Origin of the sequence: Stappia albiluteola (genome assembly GCF_014050225.1) — a bacterium.
GTDB lineage: Bacteria > Pseudomonadota > Alphaproteobacteria > Rhizobiales > Stappiaceae > Hongsoonwoonella > Hongsoonwoonella albiluteola.
In genome coordinates this window covers 1-19,014 of record NZ_JACFXV010000033.1, presented here as the reverse complement: position 1 = coordinate 19,014, position 19,014 = coordinate 1, and the positions used below count along the sequence as shown (strand labels likewise).

Genomic DNA, 19,014 nt, shown 5'->3' with positions numbered 1-19,014 from the left:
TGGCGCACCCGACAGGATTCTAGATCATTGGTGAGTTGAACGATTCCAATACGTTAGCGTGCTTTTTCTGTGTGTCAAACGGGTTGGATGGTCTACCGGTTGGTTGTCTGTTTTGAGGGCTGGCTTGCTGCTTTGACGAGGGGACTTGGGGCGCTGGATCGACGGTTCCTTACGTCTCCTGATCGCCTTTGTGCGGGCTTGGGGACAGAGGCTGAGTCTCGATTATTTCGATGCAGTTTGTGGCCGCTCCGTCTCCATAGATCACTGCTGCTGGTGATTGCCGGTTTTTCCAGATGGCTTTTGCTTCGGGAGTGAGCAGGCATTCAAATTTTCTGCGGGCGCGGTCTATAGCTGTTTTCACGTTATAAGGATCATATTCGCCGAGCTTGTCGTGAGGCGCTTTAACGCGCTCATATTTCAGATGGCTGATCTGCTCGTTAATCAGCGTGCGGAGCTCCTCCCCGGCCTTTTCCTCCGCGGGCTGGCCCTTCTTAAGTCGGAACTCCGGCCATAGGCGCTCGGTGGTAAAATCCGATGCGCTGGCGCTTGCGTGCGGCGACTTTTCATAGAACTCGATCAGGTTCCTTGCGTGCGTCCAGAATGCGACGATTGCTGCGTTGCGCAGGAACCACTGCTCTCGATCCTTTGCATCATCATTGCGCTTGTCGGACGTAATGAAGGCATAGGCGGCATCGAGCATGTCATGCTCATATGGCAGATGCTCTTTGAGCAGCTTGGCTTTCATCTCATCCATGCCGAGACCTCCATTGGACGCTGATCACGAGACTATCCGATCTGGACACCCCGTCGCTATGATGTGCGCGGCTGCATGCTGTCGCTAGAACGGGAGTACCCGCCGCGGGCTTGGGGAGGTCCGGCGACGGGTTGGGGATCACAGGCCGAGGGTCGGCGACGCCGCATCGTTGCGCGGCCGTCCGCGTGGTCGACGCGGCTCGTCGGAATTGCGCTTTTTCAGCATCCGGCTCTTTCGTTGCCGTTCAGCGTTGCGCCAGCGCTTTTCCTGCTTCTTGCGTTCGATCTCCTGCGGTGAGGTGAAGGGCTTTTCCCGTGGCGGCCGTCCCGGCTGGCTGCGCGCGATATCATGCCCACTGGCAGCCGGATTGTGCACGAGCGACACGTTGGGCGAGATCCCCGATGAGATCAGATAGGCCTTGAGGTCTTCCGCTTGGCCTCGGTCATAGAGGTAGATGTCGTAATCGCCATGATAGGCCGGGTCACGGATTGCACCGCGCAGGACAAACTGGGCGATGTCTTCGGTCTCTCGAGCGCGCTGAATATCGTTTCGTGACAGACCGAGCGCCTTTTGAAGAGGCTGGTCGGCAGGAAGCGATTTTGACGAGTAAAGGAAGGCGCAGGAGGTCTTGTCACGATAACGGTTCGAGCCCGCGACCTTCGGGCTCGCCTGAATGCCGCGAAGACGGCCTTCGCAGCGGTCGATGACCATCTGATTGCCGGACCAAAAGCCGAGATCGACAAGGCTCTCCAGACATTGGCAAACAGCATGCAACGCCGGTTTTCCAGCCCCCCGCCAAAATTCTGTCGAGCCAATGTGGTTTTCGATGAAGTAGTGGATGCGAATGCTTGGCCAAGCGGTGCGGGTGACCGGCATGGTCTGCTCATGAAGGGAGAATCTGCCCGGAAACAGGCTTTCGGACGCCTTGAATAGCAGGGACTCCTTAAAGTTCGACCCGACGAACGTGACAGAGGCGAAGGGTTCGAGTTCCGCAGGGGTCCAAGCCGACCACCATTCTAGGCGGGTCGCCGCCTCCTTGAGCAGGGACCAGTCGCCAAAATTGACGAATACGCCATGGCTGCTCGACACCCGCCGGTGGAAAGCCGCGTTCTCGCGCAAGAAGTCGTCGTTCAGTATCTGCCGCTGGCCGGGAGCGCCGTCGCGCAACGTGACTTGCCAACAGTCGACGCCTTTTACCTCCATGAGATCATAGGCAGTCTCAAATGCAGGCCAGCTCGCCGGGATCGAGAGGTAGCCTGAGGCAACCGCCGAAGGCACTTCATCGATATAGATATGCCAGTCCCTGAAGGCAGCGAACTCGCACTGCATCATCGATTCATGGGTGATCAACAGGATCACATGGTCTTTGTTGGCATAGGTCTGAGGCGCGTCCATGATCTCTGTGACTGGGCGCATCCGGTTTTGCGTCTGGCTGTGGATCGACACGATGAGCGGCGACGTCCCGTGCGATGCAGCCATCTGACAGAGTCGCTCACTAACCTCCTTGATCAGGTCAATTCTGGGCAGAGCGACGACGTATAGTTTTTTGCTAGAGGCAATCTGATGCAGTGCAGTTGTCGATTTGCAAGAACCGGGATTGCCGGATATAAGTTTTATGTCCATGAAGTTCCTTCAATTAGATAATAAAAAACACGTCACACGCATATTTACTATTAAGTATTATTGTGTGACATAATTAATATTCCAATATATCTCTGGTTTTGTCCATTTAAATTAATTGGATGAACATTCGAACGGAGATATATTGAGGGCAACGGAGTTGTCGGCAATAATCTCCAGCTCGAATGAATATTGTCGTCGCCGATGCGATACGCGGCACGCGAAGAGCGAAGGTGATGGCAATGAACAGTATAGCTATCGAGTCAAAATGTTATTCTGCTCGCATCAGGACCTTTGGCGCGGGTCGCGCTGTTGGCGCTGACCGCACGTCGGTCCCGCTGCAAACGACGCCTTCGCGTTCTTGACCCAAAAACCTCCGGTTTTGTGCCAGAACACTCGCCGCTCTTCTTAAATTGCTTGGATTTGTCAATGGCATGCCATAACGCCAATGGCCTGTCGAATATGCATCGCTTGTTGCGATATGGAGAAATTACTTCTGCCCGATATAGGCCGGTCATTACGGTCATAGACGGTCCTTTGCCCGTTCCCAACCGTTTCCAATATGAGAGGAAAGAAGTCGATCAAAAAAACGGCCACAGTCACGTCTGCCTGTGACCGGTTCGTTATGGCATATCAAGCAGCCGCGGCCATTCGCTCCCACTGCCAATACGGCTCGGCGTCAGCCTCTCTCAAGCCACGGCGTCCAGCTCGGCCTTGACCCGGCTAACCGTCGTCGGCGACACGTCGAACCGCCTTGCCGTTGCGCGGACACCTCGCCCCTCTTCAAGAGCCTTGCGGATTGCATCCATCTTATGCGGCGGCACCGGCGGGCGGCCAAGTCGCGTACCCTTTTCCGCGGTTCGGCGAAGACCGGCAACCACCCGTGAACGGATCATCTCGCGCTCGAATTCGCTGAAGACGCTCAGCATCTGGAACAACATGCGGCCCGATGGCGTGCTCGTGTCGAGTCCCTGCTGATGCAGATAGAGATCGACACCGCGGCTCTGGATCTCATTCAAAAATCCGACGAGATCGCTCAATGACCGCCCCAGTCTATCGACCGCCCATGCCCCAATCAAATCGATCTCTCGACGGGTAACGGCGCGCATCAATGCATCGAAGCCCGGCCGTTGATCGCGGCCCTTCGCACCGGAAATGCCTTCATCGCTGAAGACGGTAACAATCTCCCAGCCAAGCCGCTCACCCACTTGCCGCAGCTCACGGATCTGATTCTCCACCGTCTGGCTCTTGTCCGTACTCACCCTTGCATAAATCGCTGCTCTCATAAAAACAGCGTCTCACGGATCGCCAAACTGTCAACAAAACAGATGTTTCTCGAACACTCAAAACCGCAGTCCCGAAACCGCAGAAAACAGCCGTTCCTAACAAGCTAAATCAGAAGGGTTTTTGAAACAGCAATGGGGAAGGGGGAATGAGGGTAAGGGTCAGCTCGACTTTCCGTCCACCCACTTTGGTGCTCTCACTCTCGAACCGCAATTACGCCGTATTGGGCGACCTCATCCTGCCACAACTCGTCCCCGTCACTACTCAGAATACGAACCTCGAGTTTCGCATATTCGTTGCTATTTTGGGCTCGTAGCTCAAAACTATCTGAGAGTTTTAAATGTGTGCCGTCTTCATGCATTACATATCTGTCGAGATCATAAGAATTAATGATCTTTGTTTTTCCATTAATCCGCAGCTTAAGCGTCGTATCTTCAAAACAAGAAGCAGTGGGTAAAACAATTGCTTCATTGATATAGCATTTTATTATGACCTCAAAAAAGCGAGGGATTTCGGGTTTTGTGCTCGTTTGGGGCGGCTCTCTTGATGGTTCCGTGAAATCTCTCGGTGCACTAAAGAGTGCGCCCAAGAAATTTGTGGGGTGAAATTCAGATGCTTCACTGGGAGCAGCACTTGTCAATGGCTCTGCTATGGTAGGGCGACCATTGTGCGTTGGGCTAGATGCGCTATTTCCAGCAAACCGATCAGTCTTTTCGCCAATCGTGAGCTCCAACAGCTCGCCATTCGAATAGACCCAATGTGGTGTCGCGGCGTTGCCATCGGAAGGAAACGTTATCTTTAACTCACCGTCGCGAACCGAGAACTCGGGTAAGTCACTGCATGTTCCAAATTCTTCTGATATGAAAGAGGGAACGTAGCTGACATCAACGACTCGATACGCCACTGGGCAAGCGCTTCCGCGAATAAATGCAATAACAACGACACTATTACCATATCCTATGTCATACACGTCAACTATGTAAACTCTATCTGCGGTGTTGAAAGAGCTTAAAGACTTATGATTCAGTAGGAGAAGAAAATTATAACTTTGCGGAACTTTCTCTATTTGAAATAGGCCGGCACTTGTATCGATGCCACCTTCTGCGGTAGCACCGCAAATCATAGTTGCGGTAATGGCAAGCGATAGAAAAAGGCGCTTAATCATTCATTTTCTCAAAGGGTTGCTTATTTGTTTTTGACAATTGGGCTGACGCGATACAACTCCTATTCGCAGCGTATCTCTGCTTAATGTATCAGCGGCATCTTCATCATTATTTCAAAAATTTATCATTCCGAATCCGATGGTCTATGTCATTGGTAAGGACGCCAAAAATAGAAGCAATTATCAGCAAAATGCCATTACTTTAAGATGAAGTATTATCAAGTCTTATCTATGTAAGAGCATTTTTCTAAGAATCACATAAAAGAGCGCGTCATTCATTTAAATTACTTGTAAGTGAATAATTTAACGCGTTTGTTTAAGTTTACCCTCTGAATAGACCCACCGCTCCGAACTCCCTTCATTGTACTTTGGGAAATCGATCTGGATCGATCCCTTAACCACCTTGAACTTGGGAATGTCACTGCACGATCCAAATTGTTGAGACAGATTCGGCGCGCCTTGGCTCACGTCCACTATTCGATATAGTACCGGACACGCACTACCGCCCGAATTAAACCCGACAACTACCACTCCGACCGCGCCGTAAACTTCGAAAGTCTGTGCGATATAGGCCGTTCGGGAGTCGTCCTGATAATAGAGGGGTTGTCCAGCCACTGATATTTCAACCCGAAAATCTTCAGGAATTTCGCGCACCGTAACTGGTCCGGCTAACGTATCAACGGTTTCATCGGCTAAAGAAACGGTAACGGCCGTGGCCATAGAAAAAGCGAAGGCAAGTGCGTATTTGAACATAGGAAATTGATTCCGAGAGCTGGGTATTGTGCCGCCGAAGCAAGCTTGGAAACGGCGAAAAGTTAGCAATCAGAAACTGAATTTCCAATCTAAAACAGGCCGTGGTCAGATCAACCAATCGAGAGGCGTCTCCAACCCGAAAGTACGAGTAAGCGCATCCTTCGAGAAATCTTCCCGGACGTTGATCAATTCGAAAATACCGGCGTCCCGAATGTCTCTGCGGACGTCGTTCCGAAACTGTCTCGGCAGCGGAGAATTGTTGTGGCCGTAGATCTCCTCGCGAAGCCAACTGCGCCCATCGCTGAGTGGCCTAAGTTCAACAATGGCTCCGCGCGCATCAAGCCACTCCAAATAAAAATAACGTCCAAGCAATACATCGCAGATTTTTGTCGCGAGACAGTTTCGAAATCGACGGCCAGCGTCGATCATTGCTTCAGCGGAAGCGAGTGGCCGGAATTTATCGTTCTTCAACTCGGGTCCGGGAGGAAATCTGTCAGCTCTGCGAAACCATTCTTGGAAGAACTCTTCATTTGCTCCATCGGGACCGATTCGCCTCACGCTTTGGCGGAGAGCGTCATCTGTCGCGGCAGTACAATGCACTCTGATAAAATTTAGTGCTTCGTTGAGTTCGTTTGTTGTTCCCTTTTGGGCGCAAATATCCACAATGTGCGAATTGCACGTCCACAACGGATCAAGGTTTTTCAATACAGCGACGGTGGCCGTAGAAACGGAACGGACATGACGCAGGGTACGTGCTTTACCGCGGTGCTCTTCGTTGGCAAAGAAAGTTGCTAAATCCAGATAGTCCTCGGGAGTGTCCAGTGGTTCGCTGCCAATGCGGCCGAGCGCGCCCATCAGCCCATCGTTGAATGGGCCATAAGCCGCGCGCACCAAATCTCGGCATTTTCGAATGCAGAGCGTATTGGCGAATGTCACAAACGGTTCGGCTAAATCATCCGATCCATCGCCGGAGTTGGCCCCGACTTCATGGAGAAACGCGGAGGCGGCCACATGAGTTACGTCGACCCTTGCCAGTACCGCGAACACGGTTTGACGCCGGAAAGAGGAGGCCTCAAGAAGTTTGACGATGAAGCCGGGAGCTTGCTTTTCGAGAGCGATGGCAGGAACCAATGGCCAACCAACGATAGGCCTCGGCATTTTTATGTGAAGTTTCAACGTGAATATCCGTGCTAACGCAATTTTGCTAACACGAAAACGCAATTCGTCAACAAATTCATGCTTGTCACCCTCTTCGGGTGGATTTACAAAAAATACTGTGAAAGTAAGGATTTTTCGAACTGGCCTATCGCCAAATTTAATTCTCTAGGAGAAGCTTGTATCAAGCAGCTTCCAGTGCTTGGAAAGTAAGTTATATGGATTTTACCCAGATAATCATATTTAATGCCATTCTGGACTGGTGTAATTCGGCCTCCGGGGAATATATTTTTGATTAGGCATTTGAATATATTGTTAATTTTTGGCTTTAGCGTATACGTTTTATAAGAAATCATTTTACATATTCTCTTGATGTAAATTATTTTGGATAAAAGGGGAGAATTTCTCGTAATAGTAACCGAGCAAATACAGATTCGCTTTCTTTATAAAAATGGAGTTCAACAACAACCGAGCCATCAGGTTTTATGCTTGATGAAGCGATTTGATAGTTTTCAATGCTTGCCCCAGCTAATTTTTCAAATGCTGGCTGCATCAGCCCTGCAATAGCTACGGGGATCACGTCATCAACAGCCAATCGGTCTACCCAATGATAGTGACCGTCCTTTAGGGCATTCAGAATTTTTTCTGCCTCATCTTGTAAAGAAATAGCAGTTATCGGGTAGTTTATAGCGCATGTTTTTTTGAAGTTCTCATTGTAATTTTGGGAATTCATTGCAATAATAATGTTTTTAATTGTAGTTATATTATATATGGCCAATTTACTCATTGTCTATATTTTTTTATTTAAATTCCTATTTTTAATATTTCCCGTTCTTGGAAATTACCATCCTCAAGACGCATAGATTTCGGTCGGGCCCGAAAGATATCCAAAAATTTTCGCGCCCAACAAAGGAGATCACACACAAAAAATCATTCGACAATCCTAGGATTCAGACTCATTCATTGCCAGAAAGCGGCGAGTGTTGCGAGGGCTACGGCGAAGATGAAGTTCCTTGCGAATTTGTCGTAGCGGGTTGCGACGCATCGGAAGTCTTTCAGGCGGCAGAAGGCGTTTTCGATGAGATGGCGGCTCTTGTAGCGCTTAGCGTCGTACCGAATTGGGCGCTTGCGATTTGAGCAGCCCGGAATGACGGGGACGATTCCAGACTGCCGCAGGCGCTTTTGCAAGCTCTTGGCATCATATCCTTTATCGGCGAGCAGGTACCTTGCACCCTTCAGGCCCGCCAGCAGATGAGGCGCAACCGGACTGTCTACTGCATTGCCGCCTGCCAGCATGAACGCAAAAGGGCGAGGGCGATGACGCCGCCTGCGGCCGCATCCTTCAGCTATGCGTTGAACGTGTTGTCGAGTTTCTCCGCCATGGTCAGACCTTCTCCACTTCCGGATGGCCGAGCAGGCCTTCAGGCATGAAGATCAGCACGATGGCAAGGATGGAAAACGCCCCAACGTCCTTGTATTCGACCGAGAAATAGCCGGACCAGAAGGTCTCGATCAGCCCGATCAGCAGGCCGCCGTCATGGCGGAACTGGAGCGGATCGTGCGGCCGGGCGGCACGGTGATCATCGTCAATCACTTCAGGAAGGATCGCGGTCGCTTGCAGCGCTTGAGCGCTTTATCGCGCGCTGGAGCAAGCAGTTGGGCTGGGACCCGCTTTTTCCCAAGAGCCGTATCCTCGACAACACCTCGATGACCTTGGTCAGCGAAACGCAAGTACTGCCCCTTGGCCTGTTTTCGGTTCTTGTCTTCCGCCGCTGAATTTTCAAGGTGCCTATGGGTAACGGCATGGGCCGTGCAAGCCGCTTTTATCCACCACTTCCATTCATTCCACCGGCGATTGATGCTGCGATGCGGATAGCTCCGATCCATGCTCCTTCAGGATCGCGATAATCTGCTCCTCGCTGAACCGGCTGCGCTTCATGTTCTGGTCCTTTCGATACGGCCAGAACGAACTTCAAGCTGGATTAGGTTTGAGGGGCAAGGTCAAAACTAATACTGGTTACACCATCTCTTGATCGTTCACTCACCGCATTCACCGCTTGTAGAACTACGTATCGATAATGAAAACCAAACAGCATGGTTTCAAGCAGAAATCATGGCTAGCCCGTACTGACAACTGCCACCAATATGAAAGCACATCCATCGAGCCGCACAGAAACAATATCATCACATGATGACAGCAAGTCCGCGTGGGAAGCCCGAGATTGCCTTCTGGGTTGCAAAAGACGTGGGCTTGAATGCGAAGGGATGGGGTAGATCGCTATGCCAGCTGCTCTACAACGCTTTGATATTCAGCAGTCGCTGCAAGCGCGGGATTAGCTTCGGATATTCGACCTAGAATTTCCATGGCATGCCCATGATCCCACTGGAAAGGACGAGTGAGCCATATAAGGTGCAGAACTTCTTCCGGAAACAGTTCCGGCAGCGTTGAGCTATCTTTGAAGTCTACATGCGTGTTTCCTTCCCGCTTTTTAAGAGAGAAGAGGATCGTTGAAGCTGTCGGCGTTTGGCCCAATAATCCATTGTCTTCCAACCAACTCAACGCTTTTGGGAAGCTTGCGTTGCTGTACACGGCAATCATCGCGAAATCTTCCATTGTATGCATGGTCTGCTTAGCCGCGTCGCGAGGCCAGTGCGTGTCGATCCAAGGTTTTACAGTCTGAAGCCAATAGGTTGCAGCGTCCTTTTTGGAATTTAATATTCGATGTCTAAGGAAACTCGACATATCCTCCAAACCTTTCGCACCAATCCGATCGAGAATGTCTCTTACGGTCTTCCCTGAGGTCGCTTTGAATTCCATGGATGCAAGCAGGAATATTTGGCAAAGCCTCTTATAGTTGTTCTCGTCGAATTGCTCCGGCATTTGTAGAGCTGTGATGCAGTCTGCTTCTATCAGCTTAAATAGATCTGGACTGATACGAGCGGGCCACAGAAACGCGCTCCAGTAAGCCGCTGCACTTGGATTGCCTTCCCAACTCAGTAGAGGCAACACATTCTGCTTTGTAAACTCGGGCGCTACGGCGTGAAGGATTTCGGCCCTTGATGCGACAATCACTGAAGATGCGTCAACTGCGCTATGATCTGTTCGTTCAACTATCCTTTTGAGGCGATCAGATAGCTCCTGTGGTATTCCGCCGCCTACCTTGGCGTCTTTGGGCCAAAGGTACTTTAGGAGTTCTTCAGTGAGCTTGCCCGCAGGATCATTGATTGCGAAACCGACTGCATCTTTTGGATCGCGCTCCTCGGAGGGATCCTTGGCGGATGCCACCCAGATACGATCCCAAATTTCGAGATATCTTTCTTTTGGGAGGGAAGCCATGGGAGATTTTCGCCAGAACTCCACAATTGCATTGGCAACCTTTCGGCTCTGGAGGCTTTTGTCGGGAAGCTTCCTCAGAATGACTAGCATTCTGTCCAAATAGTCCGGCGGAATTTCTATAGCCGTTGTTTGTTCGTCAATCATCTGACGCTGCCTCAGTCGGGGGCGTCCCTGCGTTCTCTATGGCACGAGCCAGCCCTGATATGCCCTCGCTCCAAAAGTCTTCGTCCTCCAGTTTCTTTTCGAGTCCTTCCTCCAGAGTTTCCAGCACGGCGCGTGGATTGCTTATTGCCAATCGTTGCAGCATACGCGATTGATCGGGTGACCATTTGTCCACTCGTTCACCGGCCGTCATCTGTACGAATTCTGGAAGCGCTGCAGGCTCGATCCCCTCATCCCATTCAACATCCCTCGCAGGGCCAGAATAGATTACGAATTCATCACTTTGGTCTTCAGGCGGAGAGTACGGAAATCTCTCCTTGAGAGCTGAGAACCGCGACGCCACAGTCTGAGGAAGCGTTACGCCACCCTGCTCTAATTTGCTCAGGTACTTGGTGATGATACGATCTCTAAACTCGCGCCAATCCCCATTGGGCATGTCACGGTATCGTTCTCGAACAGGCCCTTTTAGGATTGCACGGCAAAGGCGCGACACTTGGCTTGTCTTCCAGTGCCTCACGCGCTCGCGAAGATACACGTTCACTTCGCGAGTAGTATCGAGTGCCCAAAGCCATTGCGCACCGTCTGTCAGCAATAGCTCTAGCGCCGATCGATCCTGCGTTGATCCGCATTTGTTGGCCGCATAGAGGAACAGTCTCTTGAACAATGGGTAGCTTTGCTGTGCCCAATATCCAGCGATTGTATTGGCGCCTTCAGCGTCAGAAGCCAGCCGTCTCTCAAACGCCGTTCGGAGTAGAAAAACCAGTTGCCCGAAATCACGCACAAACTCGTTCTGCGTGTGGGGCGAAATGGACGGAATTGAATACCCGCTTAGATCTTGTTCATCCGATACTTTCTCAACAAGAGAGAGCCAGTCCAATCCGGACTTTACGAGTTGGCTGAGTGGTTCACAGAGACCCTCAAGCCCTTTCTGCAATGCCGGAGTGCTTATGATCTGAGCTACTTGATAATCCATCTCGTGATTGTGCAGTTTGAGCTCGAATTCAAACTTACCAAAGTAAGTTTCGCTATGGCCCTCAAATTCTCGGTAGATCGAGGGTTTAATCGCCAGCTTTGGTGCAACGTGTGTCAGAAACTCAAGAGCATCAAATGGGTTCTGAAAGTCCAAGCTTTCGCGCAAATCAAACCAATAGCTCGCGGGTAACTGTGACTGGGCATATGCATCGCTTGTCAGAATATCCCATAGTCGTTTTTGGTCGTCAGAAAGCGAAACACGAGTTGCCCCACCTTGTGGCCGACCATATTCCCGCGAGAATTCGGGGTGTGGTACCGCTCCGTTTTTAAGAACCCAGTCTACGAGTTCGACCGTATCCAAGTGCCATTGCATCCATCTGAGCAGGTTTGCTGACACAGGCTTCAGAAGAGAAATGCCGTTCCCATTTGTGACTGATCCCAGATAACGTGGTTCGAGGGCTTTTTTCGCATCGCGTTCGCGTTGTGCCGAAAGCACTTGCAGCTCTGCGGGAGAGTAAGCTTGATCGAGTAGACCGTTCTTGGCGAAGAATGGGAGCCAATCGATCGAGGCAGTTTGCTCTCGTTTCTCTACTGTAGTGAGTGCCTCGGCGGCCTTTCCGTTTTCATCGCGCAATGCCCATAGCAATCGCTCTTGGCCAAAGGTGTCTTCTGAAAGGAACGGTTTAGTCGCTTCGTTGAGAGCGAGCGTCACACGCGCATTCTGCCCACCCGATGCTAAATCTGCCCAAGCATCAAGAGTGTCATATAGCCGATGGTGACTGCCGCGATTGCGGCGAAGTGCCTCTTCTACGAAGTAGGGTATTGGCGTGACCTCTTTCAGGTCCCAACGTCGAACCACTTCCTCCTTGTCATTCTCGTTGTGCTCTACGAAGGCGTAGGGCTTTTTGAAATGGCCATCGTTCTCTGTTTCGTCAAAAAAACTTCTCAGAATATGAAATCGCATCGAGCAGGTATCTCATAATGCGGTCATTCAGGCTGTAGCCAAGGAAAACAACCGTGAAATTTCTCAGAAGCTCGACGACGAAGCGACTACAGTAGCTATCGGTCACATAGGCTTCGCCAAAGTCAGCGGAGGTGAGAACCAAGTTGCCCAATTCGAGGTCGTTGGGCTTAGCCGGCAAAAGCCCGTGCAGGTGCAATATGCTGTCCCAGCGATCTGCCTTCGGAACGGGGAGCTTTGGCGCGCTATCGACATTGATGGGCGCCAGCTTTCGCGTCGCCTTTATGAATAGCCTGTCGAAGTTGGTTGTGATGAGCCTGCACGTTCCATCTCTCAAGCGAGAGAGGCGAAGGATTGATATGTGGTTTTTTAGCGTCTTTGGTCTTCGGGAAAGGATTTGGGCTGTATCATGCCTGAGCTTGACCGCATTCTTCCCCAGCTTCCTTTGGATTATAGATAGCGCAAAATCATAGTCTCCTCGATCGATGGCTTCCTGTAGTTCTGGGGTCTCCGTAATCGGATTTCGCTGCTCGAGTTGTTCCACCAAGCCACCAAAGAGCGGGTATCCGGCATCCAAGGAAACACCAGCTCCACAGAAGAACACCACGCCGCCCTCCGCGTGTGCATTGAGGAGCGCTTCGGGTATGTTTGGGCCTTCGGGAACAAGCTGCACCAGTATTACCTAAAGTTGATGATTAGATGCTAAAACGGTCTGCACATTAGTTGAGGGGTCGTAGTTGTTTTCGTCAAGGGCTCTGGGCAGGTGGACGCGAGCATGAATGAACTCGAACATATAGGGTTTTCGTATCAAGAGGATCTTCCAGAACAGATCGCTAGCGATTTCATGGATGACGTTCGCAGAGGCGGCATGGTCGTTCGCGGCGAGTCCCGGCCTATCGGCTACTATGCGGGCATCGAATGGGCCGTTTCAACGTTTGTCGTGGTTTATGTGCTGCGGCCGTACTTTGAGGCGTTTCTCGGTGAGGCAGGCAAGGACCATTATGCTGCCTTGAAGCGCGCCATACTCCGGCTCTTTGTGAAGATTTATGGTGCGAAGCCCGAAACAAGGCCCAGCGGTCGGTCGCTTGTCTTTTCCGTTCGATCGGTCGTGCGAGATGGACGGTCGATAAAGTTCGTGTTTCCTGAGGGGATTTCCTATGAGGTATATGAAAAGATTGTAGAGGAGCTCTTGGCCCTTCTTGCCGAACACCACGCAGAAGGCGGTGGGGATCGACTAGGCGAAATCGTTTCGGTTTCGAGCGGTGCGGGTGGGGCATTGTATGTGGAGTATTCAGTGAGTGAAGGGGGTTGGGTGCTACTCGATCCCAAAGATGAGGCAAGAAAGCGGGGGAAGGCCGCGCCTACCAGCAGAGGTGGTGGTGCTGACCTTCCTGATGGAAGCTAGTTTGCAAGCGCTGCTCCCGCCTCCTTTTTCCCCAGCCGATCCCCTTACCCAGCTCCACGGGTCTTTTTCGTTTCAGCCCACTCAAGAAGACTTTTCTTCTCTTCGATCCACCCTTCTAACTCACGAGTGGTGATTGGGCGCTCCGGTTGCGATGCAGGGGGCCATTCTTCTGGGAAATTGGTTCGTGCCCGTATTTCATGTGTATCCGTGGCACATTGATCGAGCAGTTCTTGGAGGGCCGTGAACGCGACTGCCGGGTGCGCGGAGTATACAGTGAGAGCCTCCCCTTCCGTGGGGCGTGGAATGTACCGATAGGCATGGGATGAATGAGCTTCATCCATCGCCATTATTGCATCAGCGACGTCGCGGGTCGTCCGCAGTCCTTGGTTCACCGCCAGAAGCAGTAGCGCGTTTAGAGAGTGCCGAATACTGGCTCTTTTCAACTCCTTTTCCGATACACCTTCGCGTTCGAGAAACGCCTTGAGTGTTAACTCCGCCGACATGGAAAAGAGATGATTTAGCGGCTCCCAGAAAGCGTTTGCGTCTGGTGAGTTTTTCCAAACGACCCTCGCAGCATCAAGGTAGCGGATTGCCATAGCCGTGGTGAGCTTGTGGACGTTTTTTGCCATCTAGTTGACCTGCCTTGGTAGTGGTCTCAAACGGAGAAGACCAAAGGGCGAGTATTGGGGTGGCGATAAACGTCACTCAATCCAAGCTGAATTGCCTATTAGCCGTAAGTATTAAAACAAGCAGTCGCTCGGAAATTTTCCAAGCAATAGTTGCTTGATGGCACGAAACACTAGTGTTGGCTGGAAAAAGGGGCGCAAACGGCGCGCCTATATCCTTGGCGGTTGAGTCGACAAGTCTATGAGGTTTTGGTGGGTTGCAGTACCCCGTAAGCTTCCTTCTCCCCAGTCGAACGCTTGATCCAGTTCCACGGGGCGCGGGGTTTGTGCATCTTTGCAAGCTCGGGGTGCTTCTTCGGGTCGTGGGCAGCAGAGCGCAGCGATTTCTTTTTCTTCCACAACGGCGTGACGGCGCTGTGCAACAAGATGAGCTTGGACGGCGACACGCTTTCCCTGTGGGGCCTTAGCATCGTCAATGGTTGCCAATCGCTGAACACGATCTTTTCGTGCAGCGAAACGGTCAAGAAGGTAGACGACGCATTCATCCTGTTCCGGTTTTACGAAATTCCCCAACGCGACCGGGCGGACAAGATTTCGATCTATACCAACTCGCAAAGTGCGGTTAAGGCACGCGACCTTCGCAGCAATGACAAGCGGGTGCTGTCCATCAAAACCGTAGCTATTTCGCTTTCGATGGTATCCTTCGGCTCGTTTTCCTTCATATCAACTGCCTCGTCTTCACCAACGCGGTCAAAGCGCTGATCGCGTAAGACGAACTACCCCAGCGTGCCTCAGCGAGTTTGGCGGCATTTCTTAGCGACAAGCGGATTGTTGCTTCAAAAGTTTGGGTCGCCATGGTTCAACCCCTTGATAATAAGGTTTCTTTTATGAGTGCAAATCAAGGCAATGTTCAATCTATAATTGATATCATCGAAAGGATTATCTGCAACAATTTATGGGCTTTGATAAGCCACGAACTAGATTGTCCTTCTCCTTCTCCTTCTCCCTTACCCTCATTCCCCCTTCCCCATTGCTGTTTCAAAAACCCTTCTGATTTAGCTTGTTAGGAACGGCTGTTTTCTGCGGTTTCGGGACTGCGGTTTTGAGTGTTCGAGAAACATCTGTTTTGTTGACAGTTTGGCGATCCGTGAGACGCTGTTTTTATGAGAGCAGCGATTTATGCAAGGGTGAGTACGGACAAGAGCCAGACGGTGGAGAATCAGATCCGTGAGCTGCGGCAAGTGGGTGAGCGGCTTGGCTGGGAGATTGTTACCGTCTTCAGCGATGAAGGCATTTCCGGTGCGAAGGGCCGCGATCAACGGCCGGGCTTCGATGCATTGATGCGCGCCGTTACCCGTCGAGAGATCGATTTGATTGGGGCATGGGCGGTCGATAGACTGGGGCGGTCATTGAGCGATCTCGTCGGATTTTTGAATGAGATCCAGAGCCGCGGTGTCGATCTCTATCTGCATCAGCAGGGACTCGACACGAGCACGCCATCGGGCCGCATGTTGTTCCAGATGCTGAGCGTCTTCAGCGAATTCGAGCGCGAGATGATCCGTTCACGGGTGGTTGCCGGTCTTCGCCGAACCGCGGAAAAGGGTACGCGACTTGGCCGCCCGCCGGTGCCGCCGCATAAGATGGATGCAATCCGCAAGGCTCTTGAAGAGGGGCGAGGTGTCCGCGCAACGGCAAGGCGGTTCGACGTGTCGCCGACGACGGTTAGCCGGGTCAAGGCCGAGCTGGACGCCGTGGCTTGAGAGAGGCTGACGCCGAGCCGTATTGGCAGTGGGAGCGAATGGCCGCGGCTGCTTGATATGCCATAACGAACCGGTCACAGGCAGACGTGACTGTGGCCGTTTTTTTGATCGACTTCTTTCCTCTCATATTGGAAACGGTTGGGAACGGGCAAAGGACCGTCTATGACCGTAATGACCGGCCTATATCGGGCAGAAGTAATTTCTCCATATCGCAACAAGCGATGCATATTCGACAGGCCATTGGCGTTATGGCATGCCATTGACAAATCCAAGCAATTTAAGAAGAGCGGCGAGTGTTCTGGCACAAAACCGGAGGTTTTTGGGTCAAGAACGCGAAGGCGTCGTTTGCAGCGGGACCGACGTGCGGTCAGCGCCAACAGCGCGACCCGCGCCAAAGGTCCTGATGCGAGCAGAATAACATTTTGACTCGATAGCTATACTGTTCATTGCCATCACCTTCGCTCTTCGCGTGCCGCGTATCGCATCGGCGACGACAATATTCATTCGAGCTGGAGATTATTGCCGACAACTCCGTTGCCCTCAATATATCTCCGTTCGAATGTTCATCCAATTAATTTAAATGGACAAAACCAGAGATATATTGGAATATTAATTATGTCACACAATAATACTTAATAGTAAATATGCGTGTGACGTGTTTTTTATTATCTAATTGAAGGAACTTCATGGACATAAAACTTATATCCGGCAATCCCGGTTCTTGCAAATCGACAACTGCACTGCATCAGATTGCCTCTAGCAAAAAACTATACGTCGTCGCTCTGCCCAGAATTGACCTGATCAAGGAGGTTAGTGAGCGACTCTGTCAGATGGCTGCATCGCACGGGACGTCGCCGCTCATCGTGTCGATCCACAGCCAGACGCAAAACCGGATGCGCCCAGTCACAGAGATCATGGACGCGCCTCAGACCTATGCCAACAAAGACCATGTGATCCTGTTGATCACCCATGAATCGATGATGCAGTGCGAGTTCGCTGCCTTCAGGGACTGGCATATCTATATCGATGAAGTGCCTTCGGCGGTTGCCTCAGGCTACCTCTCGATCCCGGCGAGCTGGCCTGCATTTGAGACTGCCTATGATCTCATGGAGGTAAAAGGCGTCGACTGTTGGCAAGTCACGTTGCGCGACGGCGCTCCCGGCCAGCGGCAGATACTGAACGACGACTTCTTGCGCGAGAACGCGGCTTTCCACCGGCGGGTGTCGAGCAGCCATGGCGTATTCGTCAATTTTGGCGACTGGTCCCTGCTCAAGGAGGCGGCGACCCGCCTAGAATGGTGGTCGGCTTGGACCCCTGCGGAACTCGAACCCTTCGCCTCTGTCACGTTCGTCGGGTCGAACTTTAAGGAGTCCCTGCTATTCAAGGCGTCCGAAAGCCTGTTTCCGGGCAGATTCTCCCTTCATGAGCAGACCATGCCGGTCACCCGCACCGCTTGGCCAAGCATTCGCATCCACTACTTCATCGAAAACCACATTGGCTCGACAGAATTTTGGCGGGGGGCTGGAAAACCGGCGTTGCATGCTGTTTGCCAATGTCTGGAGAGCCTTGTCGATCTCGGCTTTTGGTCCGGCAATCAGATGGTCATCGACCGCTGCGAAGGCCGTCTTCGCGGCATTCAGGCGAGCCCGAAGGTCGCGGGCTCGAACCGTTATCGTGACAAGACCTCCTGCGCCTTCCTTTACTCGTCAAAATCGCTTCCTGCCGACCAGCCTCTTCAAAAGGCGCTCGGTCTGTCACGAAACGATATTCAGCGCGCTCGAGAGACCGAAGACATCGCCCAGTTTGTCCTGCGCGGTGCAATCCGTGACCCGGCCTATCATGGCGATTACGACATCTACCTCTATGACCGAGGCCAAGCGGAAGACCTCAAGGCCTATCTGATCTCATCGGGGATCTCGCCCAACGTGTCGCTCGTGCACAATCCGGCTGCCAGTGGGCATGATATCGCGCGCAGCCAGCCGGGACGGCCGCCACGGGAAAAGCCCTTCACCTCACCGCAGGAGATCGAACGCAAGAAGCAGGAAAAGCGCTGGCGCAACGCTGAACGGCAACGAAAGAGCCGGATGCTGAAAAAGCGCAATTCCGACGAGCCGCGTCGACCACGCGGACGGCCGCGCAACGATGCGGCGTCGCCGACCCTCGGCCTGTGATCCCCAACCCGTCGCCGGACCTCCCCAAGCCCGCGGCGGGTACTCCCGTTCTAGCGACAGCATGCAGCCGCGCACATCATAGCGACGGGGTGTCCAGATCGGATAGTCTCGTGATCAGCGTCCAATGGAGGTCTCGGCATGGATGAGATGAAAGCCAAGCTGCTCAAAGAGCATCTGCCATATGAGCATGACATGCTCGATGCCGCCTATGCCTTCATTACGTCCGACAAGCGCAATGATGATGCAAAGGATCGAGAGCAGTGGTTCCTGCGCAACGCAGCAATCGTCGCATTCTGGACGCACGCAAGGAACCTGATCGAGTTCTATGAAAAGTCGCCGCACGCAAGCGCCAGCGCATCGGATTTTACCACCGAGCGCCTATGGCCGGAGTTCCGACTTAAGAAGGGCCAGCCCGCGGAGGAAAAGGCCGGGGAGGAGCTCCGCACGCTGATTAACGAGCAGATCAGCCATCTGAAATATGAGCGCGTTAAAGCGCCTCACGACAAGCTCGGCGAATATGATCCTTATAACGTGAAAACAGCTATAGACCGCGCCCGCAGAAAATTTGAATGCCTGCTCACTCCCGAAGCAAAAGCCATCTGGAAAAACCGGCAATCACCAGCAGCAGTGATCTATGGAGACGGAGCGGCCACAAACTGCATCGAAATAATCGAGACTCAGCCTCTGTCCCCAAGCCCGCACAAAGGCGATCAGGAGACGTAAGGAACCGTCGATCCAGCGCCCCAAGTCCCCTCGTCAAAGCAGCAAGCCAGCCCTCAAAACAGACAACCAACCGGTAGACCATCCAACCCGTTTGACACACAGAAAAAGCACGCTAACGTATTGGAATCGTTCAACTCACCAATGATCTAGAATCCTGTCGGGTGCGCCA

16 protein-coding genes and 2 pseudogenes are annotated in these 19,014 nt (G+C 52.1%); 5 read left to right on the top strand and 13 right to left on the bottom strand.

Annotated features, from left to right (window positions below; translation table 11 throughout):
• Nucleotides 1–169 precede the first annotated feature (169 nt).
• From H2509_RS02555 to H2509_RS21160, 12 genes and pseudogenes are all read right to left on the bottom strand, one after another.
• A complete protein-coding gene (locus tag H2509_RS02555; protein ID WP_182161969.1) occupies nucleotides 170–754 on the bottom strand; it encodes a hypothetical protein in 585 nt (194 codons plus the stop codon).
• A gap of 138 nt (nucleotides 755–892) precedes the next feature.
• On the bottom strand, nucleotides 893–2,377 hold the full coding sequence (locus H2509_RS02550) for a hypothetical protein (RefSeq protein WP_182161971.1): 1,485 nt from the start codon (nucleotides 2,375–2,377) through the stop codon (nucleotides 893–895).
• 686 nt (nucleotides 2,378–3,063) lie between these two features.
• The gene (locus H2509_RS02545) at nucleotides 3,064–3,660 is read right to left on the bottom strand and encodes a recombinase family protein (RefSeq protein WP_182161973.1); all 597 of its coding nucleotides are present in this window, start codon (nucleotides 3,658–3,660) and stop codon (nucleotides 3,064–3,066) included.
• 194 nt (nucleotides 3,661–3,854) lie between these two features.
• Nucleotides 3,855–4,823, bottom strand: a complete 969-nt coding sequence (locus tag H2509_RS02540; protein WP_182161991.1) for a hypothetical protein — start codon at nucleotides 4,821–4,823, stop codon at nucleotides 3,855–3,857.
• A gap of 300 nt (nucleotides 4,824–5,123) precedes the next feature.
• Nucleotides 5,124–5,573 (bottom strand): hypothetical protein, encoded by a 450-nt coding sequence (locus tag H2509_RS02535; protein WP_182161989.1) that lies wholly within the window; start codon nucleotides 5,571–5,573, stop codon nucleotides 5,124–5,126.
• 105 nt (nucleotides 5,574–5,678) lie between these two features.
• Nucleotides 5,679–6,749, bottom strand: a complete 1,071-nt coding sequence (locus H2509_RS02530; RefSeq protein WP_182161987.1) for a hypothetical protein — start codon at nucleotides 6,747–6,749, stop codon at nucleotides 5,679–5,681.
• 358 nt (nucleotides 6,750–7,107) lie between these two features.
• Complete coding sequence (locus H2509_RS02525) at nucleotides 7,108–7,515, bottom strand: hypothetical protein (protein WP_182161985.1); 408 nt, start codon at nucleotides 7,513–7,515, stop codon at nucleotides 7,108–7,110.
• Nucleotides 7,516–7,688: 173 nt separating this feature from the next.
• Nucleotides 7,689–8,042: pseudogene (locus H2509_RS02520) on the bottom strand (transposase); the annotation flags it as partial.
• A gap of 70 nt (nucleotides 8,043–8,112) precedes the next feature.
• Nucleotides 8,113–8,262: pseudogene (locus H2509_RS02515) on the bottom strand (branched-chain amino acid ABC transporter permease LivH); the annotation flags it as partial.
• A 744-nt stretch (nucleotides 8,263–9,006) separates the two neighbouring features.
• Nucleotides 9,007–10,209, bottom strand: coding sequence for a hypothetical protein (locus tag H2509_RS02510; protein WP_182161983.1), 1,203 nt, complete (start codon nucleotides 10,207–10,209; stop codon nucleotides 9,007–9,009).
• Nucleotides 10,202–12,163 (bottom strand): hypothetical protein, encoded by a 1,962-nt coding sequence (locus tag H2509_RS02505; protein WP_182161981.1) that lies wholly within the window; start codon nucleotides 12,161–12,163, stop codon nucleotides 10,202–10,204. The genes H2509_RS02510 and H2509_RS02505 overlap by 8 nt, the downstream gene beginning before the upstream one ends.
• The gene (locus tag H2509_RS21160) at nucleotides 12,132–12,833 is read right to left on the bottom strand and encodes an SIR2 family protein (RefSeq protein WP_182161979.1); all 702 of its coding nucleotides are present in this window, start codon (nucleotides 12,831–12,833) and stop codon (nucleotides 12,132–12,134) included. Before H2509_RS21160 ends, H2509_RS02505 begins: the two co-directional genes overlap by 32 nt.
• Nucleotides 12,834–12,935: 102 nt before the next feature.
• Between H2509_RS21160 and H2509_RS02495 the strand changes: the two genes are divergently transcribed.
• Complete coding sequence (locus H2509_RS02495) at nucleotides 12,936–13,565, top strand: hypothetical protein (protein ID WP_182161977.1); 630 nt, start codon at nucleotides 12,936–12,938, stop codon at nucleotides 13,563–13,565.
• Nucleotides 13,566–13,609: 44 nt separating this feature from the next.
• Here H2509_RS02495 and H2509_RS02490 read toward each other — a convergent pair whose 3' ends face one another.
• Nucleotides 13,610–14,194: a hypothetical protein gene (locus H2509_RS02490; RefSeq protein WP_182161975.1), complete on the bottom strand. Its 585-nt coding sequence runs from the start codon at nucleotides 14,192–14,194 to the stop codon at nucleotides 13,610–13,612.
• A gap of 294 nt (nucleotides 14,195–14,488) precedes the next feature.
• Here H2509_RS02490 and H2509_RS20730 point away from each other — a divergent pair, with 294 nt between their 5' ends.
• The 4 genes from H2509_RS20730 to H2509_RS02470 all read left to right on the top strand — a co-directional run bounded on the left by H2509_RS20730 (nucleotide 14,489) and on the right by H2509_RS02470 (nucleotide 18,845).
• A complete protein-coding gene (locus H2509_RS20730; RefSeq protein ID WP_209001760.1) occupies nucleotides 14,489–14,953 on the top strand; it encodes an AIPR family protein in 465 nt (154 codons plus the stop codon).
• A 401-nt stretch (nucleotides 14,954–15,354) separates the two neighbouring features.
• Complete coding sequence (locus tag H2509_RS02480) at nucleotides 15,355–15,951, top strand: recombinase family protein (RefSeq protein WP_182161973.1); 597 nt, start codon at nucleotides 15,355–15,357, stop codon at nucleotides 15,949–15,951.
• Nucleotides 15,952–16,637: 686 nt separating this feature from the next.
• On the top strand, nucleotides 16,638–18,122 hold the full coding sequence (locus H2509_RS02475; RefSeq protein WP_182161971.1) for a hypothetical protein: 1,485 nt from the start codon (nucleotides 16,638–16,640) through the stop codon (nucleotides 18,120–18,122).
• 138 nt (nucleotides 18,123–18,260) lie between these two features.
• Nucleotides 18,261–18,845, top strand: coding sequence for a hypothetical protein (locus tag H2509_RS02470; RefSeq protein WP_182161969.1), 585 nt, complete (start codon nucleotides 18,261–18,263; stop codon nucleotides 18,843–18,845).
• Nucleotides 18,846–19,014 lie beyond the last annotated feature (169 nt).